16 protein-coding genes are annotated in these 23,891 nt (G+C 71.2%); 9 read left to right on the plus strand and 7 right to left on the minus strand.

Annotation, left to right across the window (positions count from 1 at the left end; genetic code table 11):
• Positions 1–27: 27 nt before the first annotated feature.
• Entirely contained in the window at positions 28–966 is a 939-nt protein-coding gene (locus tag ACIGXX_RS33145) for a MerR family transcriptional regulator (RefSeq protein ID WP_399981204.1), read from the plus strand.
• A gap of 416 nt (positions 967–1,382) precedes the next feature.
• Here ACIGXX_RS33145 and ACIGXX_RS33150 read toward each other — a convergent pair whose 3' ends face one another.
• A complete protein-coding gene (locus tag ACIGXX_RS33150) occupies positions 1,383–3,245 on the minus strand; it encodes an MFS transporter (RefSeq protein ID WP_399981207.1) in 1,863 nt (620 codons plus the stop codon).
• Between the two features lie 259 nt (positions 3,246–3,504).
• The gene (locus ACIGXX_RS33155; protein WP_399981210.1) at positions 3,505–6,282 is read right to left on the minus strand and encodes a D-alanyl-D-alanine carboxypeptidase; all 2,778 of its coding nucleotides are present in this window, start codon (positions 6,280–6,282) and stop codon (positions 3,505–3,507) included.
• Positions 6,283–6,426: 144 nt separating this feature from the next.
• Here ACIGXX_RS33155 and ACIGXX_RS33160 point away from each other — a divergent pair, with 144 nt between their 5' ends.
• From ACIGXX_RS33160 to ACIGXX_RS33170, 3 genes are all read left to right on the plus strand, one after another.
• On the plus strand, positions 6,427–7,209 hold the full coding sequence (locus ACIGXX_RS33160; protein ID WP_351162783.1) for a GPP34 family phosphoprotein: 783 nt from the start codon (positions 6,427–6,429) through the stop codon (positions 7,207–7,209).
• Positions 7,210–7,565: 356 nt separating this feature from the next.
• Positions 7,566–8,423, plus strand: a complete 858-nt coding sequence (locus tag ACIGXX_RS33165; protein ID WP_249589348.1) for a helix-turn-helix transcriptional regulator — start codon at positions 7,566–7,568, stop codon at positions 8,421–8,423.
• 227 nt (positions 8,424–8,650) lie between these two features.
• Complete coding sequence (locus ACIGXX_RS33170) at positions 8,651–8,860, plus strand: DUF397 domain-containing protein (protein WP_351162781.1); 210 nt, start codon at positions 8,651–8,653, stop codon at positions 8,858–8,860.
• A 196-nt stretch (positions 8,861–9,056) separates the two neighbouring features.
• Here the strand turns inward: ACIGXX_RS33170 and ACIGXX_RS33175 are convergent, their stop codons facing one another.
• Positions 9,057–9,941 (minus strand): hypothetical protein, encoded by an 885-nt coding sequence (locus tag ACIGXX_RS33175; RefSeq protein ID WP_399981215.1) that lies wholly within the window; start codon positions 9,939–9,941, stop codon positions 9,057–9,059.
• Between the two features lie 89 nt (positions 9,942–10,030).
• Here ACIGXX_RS33175 and ACIGXX_RS33180 point away from each other — a divergent pair, with 89 nt between their 5' ends.
• Positions 10,031–10,819 carry an SDR family oxidoreductase gene (locus ACIGXX_RS33180; RefSeq protein WP_351162778.1) on the plus strand — a complete coding sequence of 263 codons (789 nt, stop codon included), beginning with the start codon at positions 10,031–10,033 and terminating at the stop codon, positions 10,817–10,819.
• 317 nt (positions 10,820–11,136) lie between these two features.
• Positions 11,137–12,714 carry a sodium:solute symporter family protein gene (locus ACIGXX_RS33185; protein ID WP_399981218.1) on the plus strand — a complete coding sequence of 526 codons (1,578 nt, stop codon included), beginning with the start codon at positions 11,137–11,139 and terminating at the stop codon, positions 12,712–12,714.
• Between the two features lie 101 nt (positions 12,715–12,815).
• Here the strand turns inward: ACIGXX_RS33185 and ACIGXX_RS33190 are convergent, their stop codons facing one another.
• The gene (locus ACIGXX_RS33190; RefSeq protein WP_351162774.1) at positions 12,816–13,934 is read right to left on the minus strand and encodes an ADP-ribosylglycohydrolase family protein; all 1,119 of its coding nucleotides are present in this window, start codon (positions 13,932–13,934) and stop codon (positions 12,816–12,818) included.
• Positions 13,935–14,157: 223 nt separating this feature from the next.
• On the minus strand, positions 14,158–17,484 hold the full coding sequence (locus tag ACIGXX_RS33195; protein WP_399981223.1) for a tetratricopeptide repeat protein: 3,327 nt from the start codon (positions 17,482–17,484) through the stop codon (positions 14,158–14,160).
• 252 nt (positions 17,485–17,736) lie between these two features.
• Between ACIGXX_RS33195 and ACIGXX_RS33200 the strand changes: the two genes are divergently transcribed.
• Complete coding sequence (locus tag ACIGXX_RS33200) at positions 17,737–19,137, plus strand: FG-GAP-like repeat-containing protein (RefSeq protein ID WP_351162770.1); 1,401 nt, start codon at positions 17,737–17,739, stop codon at positions 19,135–19,137.
• 33 nt (positions 19,138–19,170) lie between these two features.
• On the opposite strand, the gene ACIGXX_RS33205 is transcribed toward ACIGXX_RS33200, so the two are convergent.
• Entirely contained in the window at positions 19,171–21,804 is a 2,634-nt protein-coding gene (locus ACIGXX_RS33205) for a bifunctional FO biosynthesis protein CofGH (protein ID WP_361466217.1), read from the minus strand.
• Positions 21,805–21,840: 36 nt separating this feature from the next.
• Positions 21,841–22,755, minus strand: a complete 915-nt coding sequence (locus ACIGXX_RS33210; protein ID WP_399981228.1) for an LLM class F420-dependent oxidoreductase — start codon at positions 22,753–22,755, stop codon at positions 21,841–21,843.
• A gap of 220 nt (positions 22,756–22,975) precedes the next feature.
• Between ACIGXX_RS33210 and ACIGXX_RS33215 the strand changes: the two genes are divergently transcribed.
• Positions 22,976–23,392, plus strand: coding sequence for an ankyrin repeat domain-containing protein (locus ACIGXX_RS33215; protein ID WP_361466211.1), 417 nt, complete (start codon positions 22,976–22,978; stop codon positions 23,390–23,392).
• Positions 23,393–23,470: 78 nt separating this feature from the next.
• Positions 23,471–23,812 (plus strand): hypothetical protein, encoded by a 342-nt coding sequence (locus ACIGXX_RS33220; protein WP_399981232.1) that lies wholly within the window; start codon positions 23,471–23,473, stop codon positions 23,810–23,812.
• Positions 23,813–23,891 lie beyond the last annotated feature (79 nt).

Genomic DNA, 23,891 nt, shown 5'->3' on the forward strand with positions numbered 1-23,891 from the left:
AGGGGCCCGGTGACGGAGGATGCCTTCATGGACGCGCACGCGCAGAAATCCGCACAGGCAGACGGACCGGAAGGCGGGCCGGGATATGAGCCGGAAGACGCACCGACGGGCGACGAACCGCTGCTCACCATCGGCGACTTCGCCGCCCGCGCACGGCTCTCGCCCAAGGCACTGCGCCTGTACGACCGCCTGGGCCTGCTGACCCCCGCGTACGTCGACGAGTCCACCGGCTACCGCCACTACCGCGCGACGCAGGTGGAGAGCGCCCGCATGGTCGTCCTGCTGCGCCGCCTGGGCATGCCGCTCGCGGACATCGCCGTGACGGTACGGCTCGACGGCGAGCAGGCGGGGCGGGCGGTCACCGCCTACTGGGCGGGCGTCGAGGAGCGGCACGCGGAGCAGCGCACGCTCGTGGGGTACCTCCGTGGACGACTGTCTGGAAGAGGTTCCGAGATGTACGGGAAAGAGTTCGAGGTCAAGACCGTCGACGTGCCGGAGCAGTACGTCATCTGCGAGAGCAGGCACCTGCTCGCCGAGGAGCTGCCGGTCTGGATCGACGCGTCCACGCGACGCCTGGAGGAGGCGGCCGAGAGCGAGTGCGGCGGCATGGCGGACTCGCCGTTCGTCGTCTACCACGCCGAGGTCACCCAGGACAGCGACGGCCCCGCGGAGGCGTGCGTGCCGGTCAGGGACGCGGAAGCCGCGAGGGCGTGGGCGCGCAGGACGGGCGACCGGCGGGGCACGAGCTCCCGTGTGGAGCCCGCCCACCGGATCGCCTACACCCGCATCACCAAGGCCCAGGTCTCCTACCCGCAGATCCTCGGCGCGTTCGAGGCGGTGGAGGCGTGGGTGGCCCGCGAGGGCCTGAAGGTCACGGGCCCGTGCCGCGAGATCTACTTCGTGGAATGGGACACGGCAGGCCCGGACGACCAGGTGTGCGACGTGGCGTTCCCGGTGAGCGAGTAAGCACCTCGACGCCCCGAGACTCGGGGCGCAGGTTTCTCACCCCCTCCGTGCTCCAGTAGCCCGGGCACCCTCCCCCCGGCCCCCCGGCGAGCCAGCGGCCGGGAAGCCGGGAGGCCGGACGACTCACCGCCCCGGCAGCCGGGCGGCCGGGTTTCGCAGGTGACGGATGCTCCGGAGCCCGGAAGCCTCGGGGTGCGGGTGTCCGGGGGTCTGAACACCCCGGTGGTAGGGCAGCCCGGGTGCCCACCGTCCCCATAACCCGGGGAGCCAGCGCCCCAGCAACCCCGAGTGACTCGCCGTCCCGGGGGCCCGAAGGCCCGAGCGCCGGGAGCCCGGGGCCCCGGTGCCGGGTGGTCCTGCCTCGGTGAGGCTGGGCCCGGGGGCCCGCCGTTCTGGCCGCTTCGGCTGGCGCCCGGCTAGCGCGCGCTTTCGCGCAGTTCCTCCGGGCAGGCCGTGCCGCGTGGGAGTTGGTAGGGGGCGCCGAGGCGGTAGGTGCCGGGGCCGGGGGCCAGGAGTTCGGTCCACTTGTCGCCCTCGGCGTCTTCCTTCGCCTCCATGAGGCAGCCGTTGACGTTGTCGAACTCCTTGGGGGCGTCCTCGTCCGTCTCGCGCTGGCGCTTGGACTCCTCGGTCTCCTTCGGGCGCTCGACGCCCTTGCCGTCGGCGTCCACGATGCTGAGCCACGGCGAGTACGGGACGCGGATCAGGACGCGGCCCGCCTTCTTCACCTCGATCGTCATGCCGCCCGCCTCGGCCCGGTCGACGACCGCGGGCGGCTCGGCGAGCGGGGTCGGGTCGGTGACCTCGTACAGCTGCCAGTTCGAGTCGACCCACACCTGCTTCAGATACGGCAGGCCCTTCTCGACCAGCTGGGCCTCGCGCTTGCCGCCGTCCCCGTCGGGCTCGCCCTTGGGCAGCACGACGTAATGCACGGACCAGCGCTGGAGCCACTCGTGGTAGTTCGCGGAGTTGAGGGTGTCGTCGTAGAAGAGGGGGTTGCGCTCCATGTCCGCCTGCCGGTTCCAGCCGCGGGCGAGGTTCACGTACGGCGCGAGCGCGGACGCCTCTCGGTGGCTGCGCGCGGGCACGACCTCGACGCGGCCCTTCTCGGCGCCGACCTCCTGCAGCTCGTTCACCAGCGGCGCGAGCTCACGCGTCCAGGAGGCCTGGGGCGTGGTGTGCACTATGTCGTCGACCGCCTTGAACCCGACCCAGCCGGTGAAGGCGAAGAGCGCCAGGACGATCGTGTACCACTTGCGGGACTTCTTCACCGTGAACGGCAGCGCGGCCAGCAGCGCGACGCCCCCGAAGGACATCGCGAGGCGGGTGATGTTGGAGCCGATCTGCGAGCTGATCAGCCAGACGCCGAGCACGAAGGCCGCGTACACGGCGGTGGTGATCCGCACGGTCTTCCAGTGCTTCGGTACGAGGAAGAAGACCAGGCCGGAGCAGATCAGCGGCAGCGAGGCCGACCCGAACGACATCGGCTGCGTGCCGGAGAACGGGAAGAGCCACGCGGAGATGCCCACGACGGCGGCGGGCGCGAGCCCCAGGGCGTACGCCCCGGGATAGCGCTTGCTGAGGAACAGCGCGACGGCGACCAGGCCCACGAAGAGTCCGGCCACCGGGCTCCCCATGGTCGCGAGCGCGGCGAACGGCGCGGCGACCAGGGCCTTCGCCCACCGCTTGTAGCGCCAGCGGTAGGGCCAGCAGAAGACGGCGGCGACGGCCATCAGCGCGAACATCTGGCCGAGGCCGTACGTCACGCGGCCCGACACCGCGTTGCAGAACAGCGCGAAGACACCCGCGAACGCGGGCCACAGCGGCTGCTTCACCGCACGGCTGCGGATCAGGATCATCGTGAGCAGCGCGGCGGAGACCGTACCGGCGATCATCATCGTGGTCCGGACGCCGAGCACCGACATCAGATACGGCGAGACGACGCTGTACGACACCGGGTGCATCCCGCCGTACCAGGCGAGGTTGTACGCGGAGTCGGGGTGCCGGCCGACGAACTCGGCCCAGGCGTCCTGCGCGGCGAGGTCTCCGCCGCTGTTGGCGAAGGTGAAGAACCACACGACGTGCAGGACGGCCGCGACGACCGTCGTGATGGTCACGGGGTGGCGCAGGAACCGGTGCCATGCGGAGGCCCGTTCGGGCGCCGCGGGCTGGGTGCGGCGCTGGGCGGGCAGCTGTATTCGCGCCCCGGTGCGGGTGCCGCCACCGGTGCCGGAATCAGGATCGGCGTCGTCGGCTCGCGTCGGCTCCGCTGTGGCCACTTACGGCACTCCCCGTGTCGTTCTCTGTCCGTCCGGGGGGCGTGCCAGGGGGTCCGTCCCGGAACACCCCGTCACACAGCCCCGGCGTACTACCCCCGAACTTAGGACGCTAGCACGCACAGCACGGACGGAGCCCGGGGTGGGGGCTCCCTCCGCGCGGGTCCGGCGGAGTCCGGCCAAGGCGCGGGTGCGGGCGGCGGCTTGTGCCACCGCCCGCACCCGGTGCGTATGCCTGGTGCGTACGCCTGCCGCGTATGCCTCAGCCGACGCGCTGGAGCTTGGCTCCGAAGCCCGGCTCCGCGAGGTCCTTCTGGAGCGCGACGGGCACCTCGACGGCGCCGTCCTTGCCGTCGCCGACGCTCAGGACCCCGACCTTGGTACCGGCCTTCGCCGAGTGCGGGATGGTTTCGCCGCCGTCCTCGCCGAGCTTCAGCTTCACGGTCAGGCCCGACCAGCCCGCGGCGGAGACGTCCTTGGTGGCGACGACCGGGGTCGTGCCGCCCAGGCCGTCGTCGACCTCGCCGACGACATCGCCCTTCTTCACGATCGTCTTGGCGGTGAGCGCGCCCTGACCGGCCTCGATCAGCTTGCGGGTGACCCCGGTGACCTGGTCGATGTTGGCCACGCCGTCCTGCCCGTACTGGCCGAGGGCGGCGCCGATGATCGTGCGGGTCTCGCCGCCGACCTTCTTCTCCGCGGCGAAGAGGATGTTGCCGCCCGCCGCGGTGGTGGTGCCGGTCTTGATGCCGATGGCGACCGTCGGGACGAGCCCGAAGAAGTTGTTCTGCTTGTCGCCGTTGAGGTCCTTGTAGCTGGGCTGGCGCGAGATCTCGTTGAAGACCGGGTCCTCCATCGCGGCCCGGCCCAGCTTCACGAGGTCCTCGGCGGTCGAGACGGTCGTCTTGTCCAGGCCGCTGGGGTCCGTGTAGTGGGTGTTCTTCATGCCGAGTTCCTTGGCGGTCTTGTTCATCTTCGCGACGAACTCGTCCTCGGAATCGCTCTTGGTGTCCCAGCGGGCGAGCAGCTTGGCGATGTTGTTCGCGGACGGCAGCATGACCGCCTGCAGCGCCTCGTACTGCTTGATCTTCTGGCCCTCGGAGACCTTGACGACCGACTCGTTGCCCGCCTTGCCGGTCTCGTAGTGCTTCTCCGCGGCGGCGTCGACCGGGATGTCCGGGCCGTTGTTGCCCGGCTTCAGGGGGTGGTCACGCAGGACGAGGTAGACCGTCATGACCTTGGCGATGCTCGCGATCGGCACGGGCTTCTGGTCGCCGGACGTGCCGAACGTCCCGATGCCGTTCACGTCCATCGCCGCCTGGCCCTTGCTGGGCCACGGCATGGACGGCTTGCCTCCCTCGAAGGTGACCGTCTCCTTCGCGGTGAGCGTGAGGGTGGGCGTCGGCAGCGGGCGCACAGCCTGTACGACCGCAAAGACGACCACCATGAGCAGCACCAGCGGCGTCCAGATCTTGACCCTCCGCACGGCGGTGCGGACCGGGGTCTCCGGCGGCGGCGGGGTGTTGGTCAGCTCGGCGAGCAGGTCGAGCGCGGGCCGCGGGGGGAGCGGCTGCTGGGTGGTGCGCTCGGGGCCCACGCTGCCGGGCTCGGCGGCCTTCTCCTTCTCGGGCGCGGTCGCTCCGGCCGCGGTCGCTCCGGCCGCGGGGGCCGCCGCCTTGGCCGGGGGCAGCGCGCCGCTGGACGGTGCGTTGTCCAGGGGCTTGAGCGCGACGAACTTGCTGGTGCGCTCGGCGGCACCTTCCGGCTTGGCGGAGGGCTTTGCTTCCGGCTTTGCTTCCGGCTTTGCGGCGGGCTTGTCCTCGGGCTTCTTGGCCCCCGGCTTGTGGTCGCCGATCTTGAGCATGGTGGTCGGCTGGTCGACCGCCTTCGGGGGCAACGCCTTGAAGACGGCGGTGGCCTGGTCGACTCCGCCGGAGGGGTGTTCCGGGGCCTTGGCCTTGGCCTTGGGCTCGCCCTCGGCCTTGCTCCCGGCCTTCTCGTCGGCGTCGGCGTCGCTGTCGGCCGCGTCGGCTTCACGCGTCTCGTCGGCGTCGTCCGACGAACCTTCCGAGGCGTCGGCGGCGGCACCCGGCTCGGCGTCGGGGGAATCCTTCTCGTCGCCGTCGGCGCCCTGCGCCGCAGCCGCAGCCGCAGCCACGCCAGAGGCGGTCGCCTCGGACTTGGGGTCGTCAGCGTCACCGGCCTCATCGGAGTCGCCGGAGTCGCTGGAGTCGCTGGAGTCGCCGGACGCAGCCGAAGCGTCGGACCCGCTCTCCCCTGCGCCAGCCACGTCCTCCTCGGAGGGATCGGTCTCGGCCTTGCCATCAGCCGGGGCCTCGGCGTCGGGGGAATCCTTCCGCGCGCCGGCCGCAGCCGCAGCCACGCCCGAGGCGGTCGCCTCGGACTTGGGGTCGCCAGCGTCACCGGCCTCATCGGAGTCGCCGGACGCAGCCGAAGCGTCGGAGGCCGCACCGGCGCCGGAGGAGCCCTCCTCCGAGGAGCTCTCCTCGCCGGTCGCAGCCGCCTTCTCCGCGGGCTTCCCGGCATCCGCGGCCTCGGGGGCCTCCTCGTCCGCCGAGGCCACCCACGCCGCCACTGCGGCCCGCAGCCGCGCGTCGCCCTTCTCCGCGCCCTTGGGCTCGCCCTCGGCGCTCGCGGAGCCCTCAGCGGAGCCCTCAGAGCCCTCGGACTCCGCGGAGCCCTTGGAGTCCCCGGAACCCGCGGTCCCGGACGCCGCCGCTTCCGCGACCGCCTTCGTCGAGAAGACCGTCGTCGCCCGGTCCTGGCGCTGCTCCTCGCTCGCCGGGGATTCCTTCGCCGGGGACTCCTCCCGCGCCGCGGGGACCTCGCGGGCCACCGCCAGACGCGGGTCGCGTTCCTCCGGTGCCGGCACGGACGGTTCTGCCCCAGTCGGTTTCCCCGACGACTTCCGCTGCTTCGACCTGTCGGGGGTCTCGCCCGCCACCGATGCCTCCTCGTACGCCATGCCGCTCGCGTTGCCGTTGCGCCAAAACATGGCCGGACCCGCTGTCCGAACCATGTACCAGTGTCCTGTGTGGGGGCTTAACCCCCGTGGTAGACGAGAACGACATACCTACTGGTTCCCGTACTTACCGGTCACGCACTCTCGACAGACCAATGTGAGAGGGGTCACCCTGTCATTCATCCACGCGGGGAGGCATGGATGGGCAGGAGCCGCAGAACAATTCCGGAGGAGCTTCTGCTGCTCGCTTTGGACCCGGCCACGGGTACCACAGCGCAGCCGCAGTCGCTCGACCTCGGTCTGGCCGGAGCACAGCTAGTGGAGCTGGCGCTGGCCGGACGGATAGCCCCAGACGGGGATCGTATCGCCGTGGTGATGCCACGGCCGACCGGAGATCCGACTCTGGACTCCGCACTGGAACTGCTGCGCAGGCGCGGCAGCCCGGTTCGGGCAGTCCACTGGATTGGCGGGCCCCGACTGGGGCTGCGCCAGATTTACCTCGCGCACCTGGAGCGGTGCGGCATGGTGCATGCCGTTTCGGGCCAGATGTGCGGAGTGCTGCCGACGACTCGCTACCAAGCGACGGACACGGCAATCAGCCGGGACATCAGGTCCCGGCTGGACAGTGCGATCCGCACCGGCGTACCGCCGGACCCGCGGACCGCGGCGCTCGCCGCGCTCGCTCACGCAGTGGGACTCGGCAAGCACCTCTACCCCGGCAACGAGGGGCGTTCATCGCGCTCCCGTCTCCGGGACCTGATCAGGCACGACCCGATGGGCGGCCTCGTGGCGCACGCCGTGATGGACGTCCAGAACGGTGTGGCCGCTCAGCCACGCCGCAGCCCGGCCCCAGCGGGACCGGGCGGGCCGGGCGGACCAGGTGGACACGGCGGTGGCCGACAGCCGGCCAGGACCGCGCCGGAACCCGGCGGGGTTCCGATGCAGCCGCGCCGCGGGTCCATGGCACGTGCCGTGGCCCACTAGCCGGTCGGCATCGATCGACGCACCGCAGTAAAGACTCACCGCAGCACCGCAGTATCGGCAACAGCAACGCCGCACCGCAGTCCCCCAGACCCGGTACGGGAGCCGCTGGGCCGCGCGGGGCACTGGCACCGGAGCGTCCGGACGACGACACCGGTACCTCCGCCCCGCGCGGCCGCATGTCGTGGCGCCGCGCAGCCGGGCCGCACCCCTCACCACCAGTCCTCATGTCCGTCTTCGCGTCGCATTGCGGTTCGCACCGCACATCGGCTGTTTCCCAGCGGTGCGCGACGCGTTGGTGGCACTCTGCTGAACAGCAGATACGCAAAGTAGAGGCATGTAGTCGGAGGTGCACGTCCGTGGCGTCCAGTGTCAATCCCACCGTCAGGCGACGCCGGTTGGGCCAGGAGCTCCGCAGGCTCCGCGAGCTCAAGGGCATGACGGCCGAGGAGGTCGCCGAGCGCCTGCTGGTCTCGCAGTCGAAGATCAGCCGCCTCGAGAACGGCCGCCGTTCGATCAGTCAGCGCGATGTACGCGATCTCTGCGGGGTCTACGAGGTGGAGGACCACCGCATCGTCGACTCGCTCATGCAAATGGCCAAGGACTCCCGCCAGCAGGGCTGGTGGCACTCCTTCGGGGACATCCCGTACAGCGTCTACATCGGTCTGGAGACGGACGCGGCCTCCTTGCGCGTGTACGACCCGCAGGTCGTCCCCGGCCTGCTCCAGACCCGTCCGTACGCGGAGGCGCTCATCACCGGCGCGCTGCCGGAGACCACGCCGACGGACATCGAGAAGCGCGTCCAGGTCCGTGTCCGCCGCCAGGAGCGCATCAGCGCGCCGGAGAATCCACTGCGTCTGTGGACCGTCCTGGACGAGTCCGCGCTGCGCCGCGTGGTCGGCTCCCGGCATCTCATGCGCGACCAGCTCGAACATCTCGTGGAGCAGTCCCAACTGCCGCACGTGACCGTCCAGGTGATTCCCTTCGAGATGGGCGCGCACCCCGGCCTCAACGGCCAGTACGCCATTCTCGAATTCCCGGACGCCGCGGATTCCAGCGTGGTCTACATCGAGGGCGTGACGAGCGATCTCTATCTGGAGAAAGCGAACGACGTCCAGCAGTACAGCGTGATGTACGAACATCTGCGGGCACAGGCCCTGAACGTGGACCAATCACGCCAACTCATCGCAGACATCGCGAAAGAGTACGCACGCTAGATCGCCCAGCGCGTATATGACCGCCCCGCACGCGAGCGCGCCGCACGGTACACCTTGCCCTCGGCGGGGCGGAAGACCCCACTGGAATATGCCATCCGGTTGAGTGAACGCTCCCTTCACTCGGCGATGTTGGCGAGTAGCGTCATTCACGCCATCAAGCAACACCTGTTGGCGCAGCCGCTCTTGGCGGTGACCGCAACTCAACAACTGGGCAAACCGGAGTAACCATGGCAATTCATCAGGGCGCTACGAATACGTGGGTCAAGTCCTCGTATTCCACGGGAAACGGCGCATGCGTCGAGGTCAAGTCACCGATTTCAACGGCCATTTCGGTCAGGGACTCAAAGGTCACCGAGGGCCCCGTCCTCGCCTTTCCCTCCGACTCGTGGCGCGCGTTCGTCTCCGAGGTCGGCCGGGAGACGTCACACCTCGGCTGATAGGCACCACGTCGCGCATCAGCACCACAGGATCAGCGAGAGATCAACAACCGCATAAGCAGAACCGATTGAGCCCTCTCGACTGGCCCGCCGTCCCGGCCGAGGGGGCTCGGCCCTACGCGCGGTCTACGCGCGGTCTACGCGCGGACCGTGCGCCGCCGAGCCAGCGGACGGACCAGTGAAGTGAACTGATCGGCTACCGCAGTTGATCGACGTACAGGTCCGTCCCCGGCACCGTGGGAATGAACGGCGCCACCAGCTCCACCCGCCCGAGGCCCGACTCCGCAACCGCATCCGCCCGCCCGGCGAAGTGCTCCTGCCAGCACTCCCGCGGATCGGCCTGCAGGAACCAGAGCAGCGTCAGCCGCGTGTCGACCCCCTCGACCTGCTTCACGTACGTCATGCGGTCCCCCGGCAGCGGCGTCGGCCGGAAGATCGTCACCATCGCGGCCGGTGACCCGGCCAGGGCGCGTGGCAGCTGCTTGGCCCGCAGCCATTCGAGCAGCTCCTCCCGCCGCTCGCCCGACTCGGCGTCGACGACCTCCAGGACGAGGCCCTGGTAGGGGTGGTCCAGCGCGTGGAAGTCGCGGGGCCCGGCCGCCCCGTCGCGGTAGACGGTGGCCTCGTGGTCCTGGAAGGCCGTGAAGACGTGCGTGCGGTCCTGGTAGACGCGACCGTCGCGATTGAGGCGCTTGTTGATGCCGACGGTCCACTTCATGTGCTCGTCGTAGCGGCCCTCGGTGACCCAGTACGTGGAGAGGTAGCAGCCCGCGGTCACCGGCTGGGCGACGGCGGACTCCTTCGGGACGCGCAGGAGTTGGAGCTCGCGGGGTGCGACCCAGCGGCGGCCCGCGTACATCCAGGGCATGGCCATCGCGCCCGCGTAGTAGTGGTCGTCCTCGTACCAGCGGTTGTACGCGTACTCGTGGCCCGGGTGCGGCTCGACCATGGTGATCAGGGCGTGGCCCGGGTGCACGCCGTAGGGCCCGACGCCGGCCAGCTCCCCGTACACCTCGCTGCGGGTGTTCTCACGCGTGTTCTCCCGGGTCTCGCGCGTGTTCTCGCGGGTGTCGTCGCTCATGCCTCTCCCCTTTCCCCTCTTCCTTCCTCCGGTGGACGCCCATACTCTGACGCCCCGTCAGCAAAACTGCCAGAGCCGGGAGGCGCCCCATGCGCTCGCTCCTCGAAGGAAAGACCGTCGTCGTCTCGGGTGTCGGTGCCGGTCTCGGTCACCAGGTGGCGGCCGCCGTCGTGCGCGACGGGGGCCGGGCCGTCCTCGGGGCGCGCACGGAGGCGAACCTCGCCAAGTCGGCGGCGGAGATCGATCCCGAGGGCACGCGGACGGCGTACCGCGCGACCGACATCACCGACGAGGCCCAGTGCGAGGCCCTGGCCGACCTGGCGCGCGAGCGCTTCGGCGGGATCGACGCGGTCGTCCACGTGGCCGCCTGGGACAGCTACTTCGGGGGCGTGCGGGACGCCGACTTCGACACCTGGCAGCAGGTCATCGACGTCAATCTGCTCGGCACGCTGCGGATGACGCGGGCCTGCCTGCCCGCGCTCAAGGAGCGCGGCGGCTCGGTGGTGTTCATCGGCACGCAGTCGGCCGTCGCGGCGCCCTCGCAGGTGCGGCAGGCGGCGTACGCGGCCTCGAAGGGCGCGTTGACGTCGGCGATGTACTCGCTGGCGCACGAGGTGGGACCTGACCGCATCCGGGTCAACACGGTGCTGCCCGGCTGGATGTGGGGCCCGCCGGTCGAGGCGTATGTCCAGTTCACCGCGCACACCGAGGGAGTGCCGGAGGAGGAGGTGCGGGGGCGCCTGGCGGAGCGGATGGCGCTGCCGGACCTCGCCACGGACGGGGACGTGGCGGACGCGGCGGTCTTCCTCGCGTCGGACCGGGCGCGGGCGATCACGGGGCAGTCGCTTCTGGTGAACGCGGGCGAGCTGATGCGGTAGGCGTCGACCGCCGCGCGGAACAGGCCACGGCTGTACGGGACTCGGGTCCCGTACAGCCGTTTTCGCGTGTTTTCAGACCCCCTTCAGAACCTCTTCAGAGTCCCTTCAGAAGGTCATCCAGAATCAAGGATGTGAACGAAGGTCAGCAAACAGAACGATTTTACTCGCTCTTGACCTTACGGGCGGTTGTCCGCGGCGTCCGCCCGAACCCACCATGAGCGGGCACTTCAAGGCCGCCCACGTCCCGTATGACACGAAACTGGCGAAGTGCACGGCATTTCAGCGCAGTTCACAAGGCGGACCCCTGGAGGGGGCACATGAACAGTCTCGACTGGGCCGTGCTCATCGGCTACTTCGGCATCATGGTCGCGATCGGCGTCTGGTCCCACAAGCGCGTGGACAACGTGAGCGACTTCTTCACCGCGGGCGGCAAGATGCCCTGGTGGCTGTCCGGCATCTCCCACCACATGTCCGGCTACAGCGCGGTGATGTTCACCGGGTACGCGGGCATCGCGTACACCTACGGCGTCACGTCCTTCATCACCTGGTCGTTCCCGATCGCGCTCGGCATCGCCATCGGCTCGAAGCTCTTCGCACCCCGCATCAACCGGCTGCGCTCACGGCTGCACGTGGCCTCGCCGCTGGAGTACCTCAAGAACCGCTACAACCTGAAGACCCAGCAGGCGCTCGCCTGGTCCGGCATGCTCCTGAAGATCGTGGACGTGGCCGCCAAGTGGGCCGCCATCTCCACGCTGCTCTCCGTCTTCACCGGCATCTCGATCAACCAGGGCATCCTGATCACCGGTGTGATCACGGCCATCTACTGCACGATCGGCGGCCTGTGGGCCGACGCGCTCACCGAGCTGGGCCAGTTCATCATCCAGCTCCTGGCCGGTGTCGCGATGTTCGTGGCCGTGGTGTCCAAGCTCGGCGACCACGGCGAATTCTTCGGGGTCTGGGACGAGCCCGAACTCGCGGGCCACGGCCAGCCGTTGGTCGGGCCGTACGGGACGGTCTTCCTGCTGGCGTTCCTGTTCATCAAGCTCTTCGAGTACAACGGCGGCATGCTCAACCAGGCCCAGCGCTACATGGCCACGGCGACCCCCCGCGAGGCCGCGCGCTCGGCCCGGCTCTCGGCGATCCTGTGGCTGGTGTGGCCGGTCGTCCTCTTCTTCCCGATGTGGATGTCCCCGCTCCTGGTGGACGCGAAGAAGCCCGACGGCTCGGACTCGTACGCCCTGATGACCGAACAGCTGCTGCCGCACGGCCTGTTGGGTCTGGTCATCGTCGGCTTCTTCTCGCACACGATGGCCATGTGCTCGTCCGACGCGAACGCGATCGCGGCGGTCTTCACGCGGGACGTGGCGCCGGTGGTGTCCAAGGCGGCCAGGAGCTGGAACGACCGCAAGGGCCTCATCGCGGCCCGTCTGACGACGGTGGTCTTCCTGGGCCTGTCGATGGCGGTGGCGACGCAGGTCAACTCCCCCGCGTTCAAGGACATCATCACGGTCGTCATCAAGTGGGTGGCGGGCCTCATGGGTCCGATCGCGATCCCGATGATGCTGGGTCTGCTGCGCACGTTCCGCAAGTCGGGGCCGACCGCGGCGCTGACCAGCTGGTCGATGGGTCTGCTCGCCTTCTGGCTGGTCAACTACCCGATCAACTGGAGCGTCGAGGGCGGGGTGCCGCTGGAGTACCAGGTCTCGATCCCGCTGGCGGTCTCGCTGATCCTCTACATCCTGGTCGGCCACCTGAAGCCGGAGGACACTCCGGAGCGGGACGCGATCATCGAGAAGATCAACACGGACGACGACGGCTCCGCAGGCGCCGCGGTTGTTCCGCCCCGGCCGGGAGAGGCGGACGGGGTGGTCACCCCGCAGGGCCGGCTGCCGTAGACCACCGGCTTCCTGCCGTGGACCACCGGCTTCGCCGAGTTCGCCCTCAAACGCCGGACAGGCTGTTCGCAGCCCGTCCGGCGTTCTCCGGCGTCAGGTCCTCACGCCCGCGGATACCGCGCCAGCCACCCCGGCGAGGAAACGGCGGGCCCGTGCAGCGCGGGCCCCTGCGTCATCTCCATCGCGAAGTCGTCGGCCAGCTCAAGCATCGTCGCGCGCCCCTCCAGCTCGGTGAGCCAGCCCGGGGGCAGCGCGGTCTCCCCGTGCAGCGCGCCAAGCAGTGCCCCGCAGATGCCTCCCGCGGCGGCGGACGCGCCCCCGTGGTTGACGGCAAGGCGCAGTCCGTGGCGGATGTCCTCGCCCACGAGGGCGCAGTAGACGGCGGCGGCGAGCGCGCCCTCCGCGCCGCCGTCCCCCATCAGCTCCTCCACCCGGGAGGGCGTGGGCATCCCCTGCCGCACGGCACCCAGCGCGTGCTTCAGCGCGTCGGTGACGGGCTGGTGGCCGGGCCGGGCGGCAAGGAGCGCGAGGGCCCGCTGGATGGCGCCGTCCAGGGACTCTCCGCGGGCGAGACCGTGTACGAGGATGGTGTGCGCGCCGGCCGCCAGGTAGGCGGTGGGATGTCCGTGCGTCTGCACGGCGCACTCCACGGCGAGCTGGAGCACCAGCTGCGGCTCCCAGCCGACCAGGAGACCGAAGGGCGCGGACCGCGTGACGGCCTCGGCGCCCTTTTCCTCGGGGTTCTTGGGGGCTTCGAGCGTCCCCATGTTCTCGTCCCCGAGCCCGGTCAGGCAGGCGCGGGCAGGCGAGCGGCGCGAGTAGAGCCACTCCTCACGGGCCAGCCAGCCGTCTTCCTTGCGCCGCTCGTCGGGCCCCCAGTCGCTCTGGGTGGCCGCCCAGCGGCGGTAGGCGCGGTGCAGATCGGTGGGCGGGTGCCAGGCGCCGGTGTCGCGCCGGACCTGGGCGCGTATGAGTCCGTCGACGGTGAAGAGGGTGAGCTGTGTGGCGGCGGTGACGGCGCCGCGCCTGCCGTGAGCGGGGGCGGGCTCGGTCAGCCCTTCCGCACCGTGGGCCTCCCGTATCCCGTCGAGGCTCAGCGAGTCGACGGGGGCGCCGAGCGCGTCGCCGACGGCGGCCCCGAGCAGCGTGCCGCGGACCCGGCTGCGGAAATCCTGCTGCTCGGCGCGGCCCCAGACTCCGGTGGCTGCTGCGGTGCTCACGGCACCTCCTTCCCTGCTCTCCGCCTGCACTTCTGCGCAGCACTGTAATCGACCGGGAACGGTCGGTTCGGAGGCGAAGGGATATCTGAAGAGTCACCCCTGAGATCACTTTTGACCGGTCTTCACGGGGCCTCTTCATCGGCCTCCGGAGGGCCGCGAAACGTCCATGCCACGGCCACACGGGGGTGGGCCGACCCGGCCGCCCGTGGTCCGGCTTCCTCACCTACGCGACAGGGCCGGACTCCGCGTATAGCGCCTGAAAGGCGTCCCGCGCCGCGACGACCCTGGACAGGCGCGGGGCCAGGCGGTGCCGGTCGGCTCCGGGGGCGCGCAGGAGTTCGGCGAGCAGGTCGGCCAGCTCGGCCAGGTCGTCCCACTCGCGCGGTACGGCAAGGACGCGTGCGAGCCCGTGGTCGAGCGCGGTCCAGTCCTCGAGACCCGCGGCGGTCAGCGCGGCCGCGAAGTCGCGATCCGCGGGATGCAGATCCGCACGGGCCACCAGCCGGGCGGCCTCCCGCCACAGCGGACCGGCAGCGGTCACTCCGTCGGAACCGCTCATCGCCAGGGCGAGGTCGCACGTGCCCAGCACCTCGTCCCGCGCGCGGAGCCTGCGGGCCGCGTCGCGGGCGTGGGCCCATCTCCCCGCCCTCCGGTGCGCCTTGCCCACTTCCTCCAGGAAATTCGGATCCTCGTGCCCGGCCGCGTCCACCGCGCACAGTTCGGCCATCGCCTCACGGTTCCGGCCGGACCAATGGTGGATCTCGGCGGCCCTGCGGTGGGCCCATGCCGAAGCGGACCCGGTCTCGGCGCAGCGGGCGAGATCGGCCAGGGCCTGTTCGGCCCTTCCGGTGACCATCAAGGTGGCCGCCCGCTGACGCAGGGCCCCGCCGTTCCCGGCATCGATCAGGAGCGCGCCGTCGAGATCGGCCAAGGCCTCGCGGTAGAGGCCGAGTTCGCGCAGGACGGCACTGCGGTGGACGAGCACCCACGCGCTGCCCGGATTGCGCCCGATCTCACGGTCCAGGTCGGCGCGCGCCTCGTCGAGGCGCCCCAGGGAGCGCAGCGCGTTCCCCCGGCAGGTCAGGAACCAGCCCGAGTCGGGCGACAGGGTGTGGGCACGGTCCGCGTCGGCGAACGCTTCCTCGTGGGCTCCCAGGGCGGTGTGAACCACGCTGCGCTGGGCCAGCGCCCAGGCGTAGCCGGGGGACAGCTCCACGGCACGGTCGAGGTCCGCCAGCGCCCGGTCATGGCGGTTCAGGCGGCCATGCGTCACACCGCGGCTCGCATACGCGGACGCATAGGCGTCGTTGAGCCCAAGGGCCCGGTCGTACTCCGCGAGGGCCTTCGCGTAGTCGCCCGCGATCCGCAGCGCGTCACCCCGCGCGCACGCCACCGTCGCCGATTCCGGGGCCAGTTGGACCGCCCGGTCCAGGTCGGCCATCTGCTGCGCGTGCTCGTCGCGGTCACGCCGCAGCCGCGCTCGCCGGACCAACGCCCATACGTATTCGGGGTCGAGCTCCAACGCCCGGTTCAGGTCGGCGAGGGCTTCGTCGTGCTCTCCGGCGCTGTGCCAGGTGGCACCCCGGGACGCCCAGGGGAACGCGTCCGTCGGCTGGAGCTCGATCGCCCGTCCCAGGTCCCTGAGGGCCTCACCGAAGTGGCCGAGCGACCGGTGGAACTCGCCTCGGATCCTGAGGGCTTGGACGTAGTCCGGCGCGAGGTCGAGTGCCCGGTCGAGTTCGGTGATCGCGGCGGCGAGGTCGCCCTGCCTCGCGCGGGTCGAGCCCTTGCCGTAGTAGGCCCGCGCCAGCTCCGGATCGAGTGCGAGAGCCCGGTCGTACTCGGCCAGCGCCTCCTCGTACGCCCCGTTGTTGCGATGGTCGCGCCCCCGCAGCATCCGCGCCACCGCCTGGCCGCGGTCATCGAGTCCGGCGCGGTCGGCGAGCAGCCCCAGGGCGGCGATGCACGACCCTTCCGCCAGCGCGTCCAGCAGGTCCCGCCCCCACTTGCCGGCCGCCGCGGCACCGGCGTCCGCTCCCGCGTCCAGCAGGACCTGCACCCAGCGCCGGGCGATGACCTCGCCCTTGTCGCAGGCGTTCACGACGTCCCGCAGCACCACGGGCAACGCCGCCCGTGACCCCGCGCACAGCAGGTGGTACGACTCCGCGAGCCGCAGCTCCCGCCACGGCTCGTCCTTCCACAGCTCCGCCGGTTCAAGGACCGTCTCCGCCTCGCGCCGCCACCCGGCGAACGTCTCCGCGAGCCGCGCGTGCGCCTCCGTCCACCCCCGTGGCGAGCGATTGCGCTGCAGCCGCAGCATCGGCGCCCGCACCACGTCGTGGTACCGCACCCGATCGCCCCGGTCGCTCACGAACGGCAGCCCCCGCAGCCAGCCGAAGAGTCCGGGCACCTCACCGTCCGTGCAGATCCCGCCCACCGCCGCACGGAACACGTCCGCGTCGAAGCTCCTGGGCAGCGCGCACGCCAGCGCCGCCGAGCGGCGCACGGGGTCCCGCTCCCACTTCAGGAAGCGCTCCACCGCGGTGGCGCTGGGATCTCCCACGTCGTCCGGGGCGGCGGGCCTGCCCTCGGCGAGGGTGGAGACGAGGACGGGCAGGCCCCCGGAGAGCCGCAGCACCTCCTCCACCACCGGCTCCGCCACCACCCCCTTCCCGGCGAGCAGTCCCCGCGCCTCCAACTCCGTGAAGGGGCCCAGTGGCACGTCCGTCACGAAGTCCGCGTAGCCGCCCCAGCGGGCCGTGTCGAAGGGGTGGTGGCCCGCCGTCACAACGACCACGTTCGCGGGGAACGCACCGTGCCGGTCGGTCGTCATCACGTCGTGCAGCCAGCCGTCCAGGAACGGCGCTGTCCTCTCGTACGTGTCGAAGAACAGGACGACCCACGGCGCGGCCTTCGCGGCATCGGCCAGTTCGGCCAGGAGAACCGGCGTGAGGACCCGCTCCGGGGACAGGACCAGCTGGACGTCGTCCTGGTTGCCGAGGCGTGCGCTCAGCCCGGCGCGCAACCGGTCCGCGCCCTGGGCCAGTCGAGCCGGGTCCACCGCTCCGGCGAAGGCTCCGACACCCGGCAGCAGACCGAGGCCGACCAGGCTCGCGCGGGCCGCCGTCATGCTGCCCGCCGAGGGCGGGGGCGGCGCGCCCGTGCCGGGCTCCTGCCCCGGGTCGAGCATCGCCTCCACCGATGCCGACTCCGCTTCGTGACGGCGCTCGCGGTGGGCCGTCAGGAGCCGGTTCAGCTCCTTGCAGCGGCGGCCCTGGAGGGCGAACTGGGCGCTGATCGCCGCCATCGCCTCGGGCACGCTGCCCACCGCTTCGTCCAGGTAGGCGGTCAAGGCGCCCCGCTCGCGCGCCAGTTGCTCCCACTCCCGGACCAGGGACGTCTTGCCGACGCCGCCGATCCCGTGGACGTGGAAGAGGAAGCGGTGCCGGTCGTCACCGGGCGGCACGTCGAAGTTCGCGCGGAAAGCGTCGAGTTCGCCCCGGCGCCCGACGAACCCCGCCCGCCTCCGGCGGCGTATCAGCTCCTGCATGGACGGCTGTGCCGCCCCGCCCGACGCCACCACAGGCCTCACCCTCCCCGCGTACCCGACTGACCGCCCAAGTCGTGCCCTGCCCACAGTCTTTCACCGGCCGCGGACCGCCGGGCCGAAACCGTGCGGCCGAAATCCGTGGCACCTGAAGGTAAATGTCCGGGGCCGGTAACAAGAACCTGCGGTGTACAACCACTACCGCCGGACGCCTGTCTTCCCTTACGTCACAGAAGTTTCCCCACAGGAGGACCAGTGCGTCGCTCACTCATAGCCGCCGTCGCGGTGACCGCGCTCGCGACCCCGTTCGCCGTCGTGGCCACCGCGGGTGCCGCAACCGCGGCCCCCAACGCGGCGGGCAAGCCCGTGACCGACTTCAACCATGACGGATACGCCGACCTCGCCGTCTCCGCGTACCGCGGCGCCGTGAACGGCACCGCCGGCGCAGGCTACGTATCGATCGTCTACGGCTCGGCGTCCGGCGCCGACACCGCGCACGCCAAGCAGATCGACCGCACCACCGCGGGTGTGCCCGGCGACCCCGAGGAGGGCGGCGGCTTCGGCGGGAGCACCGAGGCGGCCGACCTGGACGGGGACGGATACACCGACCTCATCCTGAACAACGGCCCCAAGGACGTGGTGGTCTGGGGCTCCGCGAGCGGCCTGACCCAGGGCACCGAGCTGCCGGGCGAGTACATCCAGACCCTGAAGGCGGGCGACTTCAACGGCGACGGCAAGACCGACCTCGTCGCCAACTCCTCGTCCACGCTCGAGGTGCGCTACGGCCCGTTCACCCGCGCCGGGAAGCCCGCCTCCACCTCGTCCGTCGAGAACGGAGACGACGGGCCCAAGGAGCTCATGGTCGGCGACGTGACCGGTGACGGCGCCGACGACCTCGTCACCAGCCACGACTTCGAGGAGATGCAGTACTCCTCGCGCCTGTGGAAGGGCAGCAAGGAAGGCCTCTCCAAGACCTCGACGCCGGTCAAGAAGTTCACGACGAACGGCGTCATCGCCGACGTGGACAAGGACGGCTACGGCGACCTCGTGGCCCGCGAGGTCGACGAGGTGTCCGAGATGCAGGTGTACGACGCGGGCGCCGTCCGGGTCGTCTACGGCTCCGCGTCCGGCTTCTCCAGCCGCACCGCGAAGATCACCCAGGACACCGCAGGCGTCCCCGGCGTGGGCGAGCAGGGCGACCCCGACCTGAACGATCGGGGCGACCAGTTCGGCTACTCGCTCTCCGCGGGTGACGTCACCGGCGACGGCTACCCGGACATCGCGGTCGGCGTGCCCGGCGAGGACGTCGACTCCGCCGGGGACACGGGCGCCGTCGTCCTGCTCAAGGGCGGTGCGAACGGCCTGACCGGCACCGGCGCCCAGGCCTTCAACCAGACCACGGCCGGCGTCCCCGGCGTCTCGGAGTCCGGCGACAACTTCGGCACCGAGGTCAAGCTCTCCGACGTGAACAAGGACGGCCTCGCCGACCTGACCGTGGGCGCCCCGCTGGAGGACGGCACGACCAAGGACTCCGGCGCCGCCTGGCTGTTCCGCGGCGCGAAGACGGGCCTGACGACGACCGGCATCACGTCGTTCAGCCCGTCCTCGCTCGGCACCCCGGAGGCGGGAGCCCGCTTCGGCGGCGAGCTCTCCTGACCCCGCCCCCGAAGGGCTGACACGTCCCCCGAGTCAGTCCAGGACGGGAAGCAGCTCCGGGAGGTGGCCGTCCGACGCGGCGGCCGCCTCCTGGCGCTCCAGCGGCACCTCTCCGTACAGCGTCGTCCGCGGCTTCGCCGGACGCCCCGCCTCCTCCGCGATCGCGATCAGATCCTTCACGGAGCGGTACGAGCCGTAACTGGAGCCCGCCATCCGGGAGATGGTCTCCTCCATCAGCGTGCCGCCCAGGTCGTTCGCGCCCGAGCGCAGCATCTCCGCCGCCCCCTCCGTGCCCAGCTTCACCCAGCTCGTCTGGATGTTCGGGATGTACGGGTGCAGCAGGAGCCGCGCCATCGCCACCACCGCGCGGTTGTCGCGGGTGGTCGGTCCCGGGCGCGCGATGCCCGCCAGATACACCGGCGCGTTCGTGTGGATGAAGGGCAACGTCACGAACTCCGTGAACCCCTCCACCCCCTTGGCCAGCGCATCCCGCTGCATCGCGGCCAGCGTGCGGAAGTGCCCGAGCCAGTGCCTGGGCTGGTCCACGTGCCCGTACATCATCGTGGAGGACGAGCGGATGCCCAGCTCGTGCGCCGTGCTGACCACCTCGATCCACGTCGCCGTCGGCAGCTTGCCCTTGGTCAGGACCCAGCGCACCTCGTCGTCGAGGATCTCCGCGGCCGTGCCGGGGATCGAGTCAAGCCCCGCCTCCTTCGCGGCGCTGAGCCAGTCCCGTATCGAAAGACCGGTCCGCGTCGCGCCGTTCACGACCTCCATCGGCGAGAAGGCGTGCACGTGCATGCCCGGCACGCGCTCCTTCACCGCCCGCGCGATGTCGAAGTACGCGGTGCCCGGCAGGTCCGGGTGGATGCCGCCCTGCATGCACACCTCGGTGGCGCCCACCTCCCACGCCTGCGCGGCCCGGTCGGCGACCTGGTCCAGGGAGAGCGTGTACGCGTCCGCGTCCGTCCTGCGCTGGGCGAAGGCGCAGAAGCGGCAGCCGGTGTAGCAGACGTTCGTGAAGTTGATGTTGCGCGTGACGATGTACGTGACGTCGTCGCCGACCACGGACTTGCGCAGGTCGTCCGCGATGCCGCACAGCGCGTCGAGCGCGGGCCCGTCCGCGTGCAGCAGGGCCAGCGCCTGCTCGTCCGTCAGGCGCGTCGGATCGTCGGCCGCCGTCTTCAGGGCCGCCCGTACGTCGCCGTCGATGCGCGAGGGGACCATGCCGGGCGCGGCCTGCTCGCGCAGGGCGTCCCAGTCGCCGTACACCTCGTCGAAGTCGTCGCGGCGGTCCGAGGTGCGGCCCGTCGTGTCGATCGTGCGGTGCAGGTCCGTGCGGCCGGACGAGGCGACGTACCCCTCGTCGGGCTCCTGCCAGGGCAGGCCGCTCGGCCGGGCGTCCTCGTTCGCCAGACCCGTCTCCGGGTCGACCAGCGCGCGCACGTGCGGCAGGAGACGCGGGTCGAGCCAGGGCTCGCCGCGCTCGATGAACTCCGGGTAGATCGTGAGCCGTTCGCGCAGCGTGAAGCCCGCCTCCGCGGTCTTCCGCGCCAGCTCGTCGATGTGCGGCCAGGGGCGCTCGGGGTTCACGTGGTCGGGCGTCAGCGGCGACACCCCGCCCCAGTCGTCGATGCCCGCGCCGATGAGCAGCGCGTACTCCGCGTCCACCAGGTTCGGCGGCGCCTGGATGCGGGCGCTCGGGCCCAGGATGTGCCGGGCCACCGCGATGCACGCGGCGAGCTCCTCCAGCTCCGCGTCCGGCATGCCGCGCATGGCCGTGTCCGGCTTGGCGCGGAAGTTCTGCACGATGACTTCCTGGATGCCGTGGTACGAACGCTGCGTCGAGCGCAGGCGGAAGAGCGCGTCCGCCCGCTCCTCGTACGTCTCGCCGATCCCGATCAGGACGCCCGTGGTGAAGGGCACGTTCGAACGGCCCGCGTCCTCCAGGACCCGCAGCCTGACCGCGGGCTCCTTGTCGGGCGAGCCGTGGTGCGGGCCGCCCGGCTCGCTCCACAGCCGCGTCGCCGTCGTCTCCAGCATCATGCCCATGGACGGCGCCACCGGCTTGAGCCGCTGCAGGTCGGTCCAGGTCATGACGCCCGGGTTGAGGTGCGGGAGCAGGCCCGTCTCCTCCAGGACGCGGATCGCCATCGCGCGGACGTAGGCGAGCGTGTCGTCGTAGCCCTCCGCCTCCAGCCACTCGCGCGCCTCGGGCCAGCGGTCCTCGGGCCGGTCGCCGAGCGTGAACAGGGCTTCCTTGCAGCCCATTTCGGCGCCGCGCCGCGCGATGTCGATGACCTCGTCGGGCGAGAGGAACATCCCGTGGCCCTCGCGCCGCAGCTTGCCGGGCACGGTCACGAAGGTGCAGTAGTGGCACTTGTCGCGACAGAGCCGCGTCAGCGGGATGAAGACCTTCTTCGAGTACGTGATGACACCCGGCCGCCCCACCGCCGCGAGCCCCGCGTCACGCACCCGCGCGGCGGACGCGGCGACGTCCTTCAGGTCGTCGCCGCGCGCCTGGAGCAGCACGGCCGCCTCCGCGGTGTCGAGCGCGACGCCGTCCCTGGCGCGTTTGAGGGCGCGGCGCATGGCGTTGGCGGTGGGTCGGGCCGGCTCGGGGGCCGGCTCCTGATGGCCTGGGTCCTGCGGCGCGCTGTTGGTCATGCGTCCGAGCATACGAGCGACCTCTCGCAGAAACAGCTACAGGTCATTGCTGGTTGCCGGGCCCGTTGCCGGACTGCTGGTCGGGGCAGGTGCGAGGGGCACGTATCGCTGGAACCCGTCGAGCGCCTTGAGGACCTCCGCCTCCCCGAGCGCCGGGAGCTGCACGATGACCTCGTCGACGCCGAGCTCCTCGTAGTGGACGAGTTTCCCCTCGGTCGGCTCGACCGCGGAGAGCGCCACATACAGGCCGGCGGGGTCGCGGCCCGCGTCCGCCCAGGCGCCGCGGAGCGCGGGGAGCGCCTCGCGAAGGCCGCCGCCGCCGATGGGCAGCCAGCCGTCGGCGTACTCCGCGATGTGCGCGAACAGCCTGGGCCCGGCGGCTCCGCCGACGAGGGTGCGGGGACCGTACAGCGGCCCGCCCTTGCGCGGGCGCGGCGCACGCACCGGCTTCGGGTGGACCTCGCTGGCCCGAACACTCCCGAACTCCCCCTCGTACGCCGTCGGTTCCTCGGACCACAGGGCGCGCATGACCGCCATCCGGTCCCGCACGAGCGCGCGCCGCGTGCGCCACTCGACGCCGTGGTCGGCGGCCTCCTCCTTGTTCCAGCCATAGCCGACGCCGAGGGTGAAACGGCCGCCGGAGAGGTGGTCGAGGGTCGCGATCTGCTTGGCGAGGTCGATGGGGTCGTGCTGCCCGACCAGCGTGATGTTCGTGCCGAGGCCGAGCCGGTCGGTGACGGCCGCGGCCTGGGCGAGGGCGACGAAGGGGTTGAGCATGCGGGCGCACTCGGGCGGGAGTTCACCGCCGGGATAGGGGGTCTCGCGGGACACCGGGATGTGCGAGTGCTCGGGCAGGTAGAGCGCCGCGAAGCCCCGCCGCTCCAGCTCCCGGGCCAGGCGGACCGGGGTGATCGTCTCGTCGGTGAGGTAGAGGGTGGCGGCAACGCGCATGGGCTGGCCTCCGGTCACGTCTGCGTACGGCGCCGTGCCACTCCCGTACGTCGTCACGTCTCGTCACGTCTCGTCACGCCGTCTGTCGTCGCGCCTTCACGTCGTCCTCGTACGGGAGCCGGGCTCACTTACTAGCCGCCGGAGCCACAGGAGTCCATGCCGCGTACGGGGAGCGATAAATCCGACGGCCTCGCGCGCCCGCCGAACTACCCTGCCCCTCATGAGCAGACGACGCCGCAAGAAGCGGACGCGGCAACTGGTCCTGGCGGCGGAACTCGGCCGCACCGCCGAGGTGAAGGCGCTGCTGCGTGCGGGCGCGGACCCGCGGACCCCCGACCAGGACGGCACGACCCCGCTCTACGGCGCCTCCGTCCACGGCACGGCGCCCATCGTCAAGGCGCTCCTCGAAGCGGGGGCCGACCCCGACGCGGAGAGCGGCCACGGCGACCAGGGCACACCGCTGTGCGCGGCAGCGTGCTGGGGCCACACCGAAGCCGTGCGCGAACTTCTCGCCCACGGCGCGGACCCCGGCCTCCGCGAGGACCGGGGCAGAGGCAACTCCCCGCTGTACTGGGCGACGCACGGCTCCCACACGGAGACGGCCGACGTGCTTCGGGCAGCGGGCGCGAGCACCTAGGCGCGGGGCTCCGCGTGGCCTAGGATCCGCCGGAATCGACAGAATCGACAGAATCCGCGGAATCGGGGGGATTTCACCATGCGACTTCGTTTCGCGACCGTCCTGCTGCTGCTCGGGGCGCTGCTGGGGGGCACGGCGTCCGCCGGCGCGTACGCGGCCACCCCGCGGACGGCGGCGGCCTCGGCGGCAGCAGCCGCATCGAACACGTCGACCGCGTCGACCGCGCACGCGGCCGGCACCAGTGCCGCCAGGACGACCACCAAGGCGGCGGACGAGGCGCAGTCCAAGCCCAAGAAGAAGAAAAAGAAGAAGTCCAAGGGCGGGACCGGACTGCTCATCGGGATCATCGCCGTCATCGCGGTCATCATCATCGTCGTGATCGCCCTCCGCCGCGTGCGCAAGGCCCGGCACCGCCCGTAAGCCCGGCACCATCCGTAAGTCCGTCACCGCCCGTAGGTCCGTCAATTGCCTTCCCTTGCCGGGAAGTTCACGGCTGAAT

It is taken from the genome of Streptomyces sp. NPDC055243, assembly GCF_044544025.1.
Classification (GTDB): domain Bacteria; phylum Actinomycetota; class Actinomycetes; order Streptomycetales; family Streptomycetaceae; genus Streptomyces.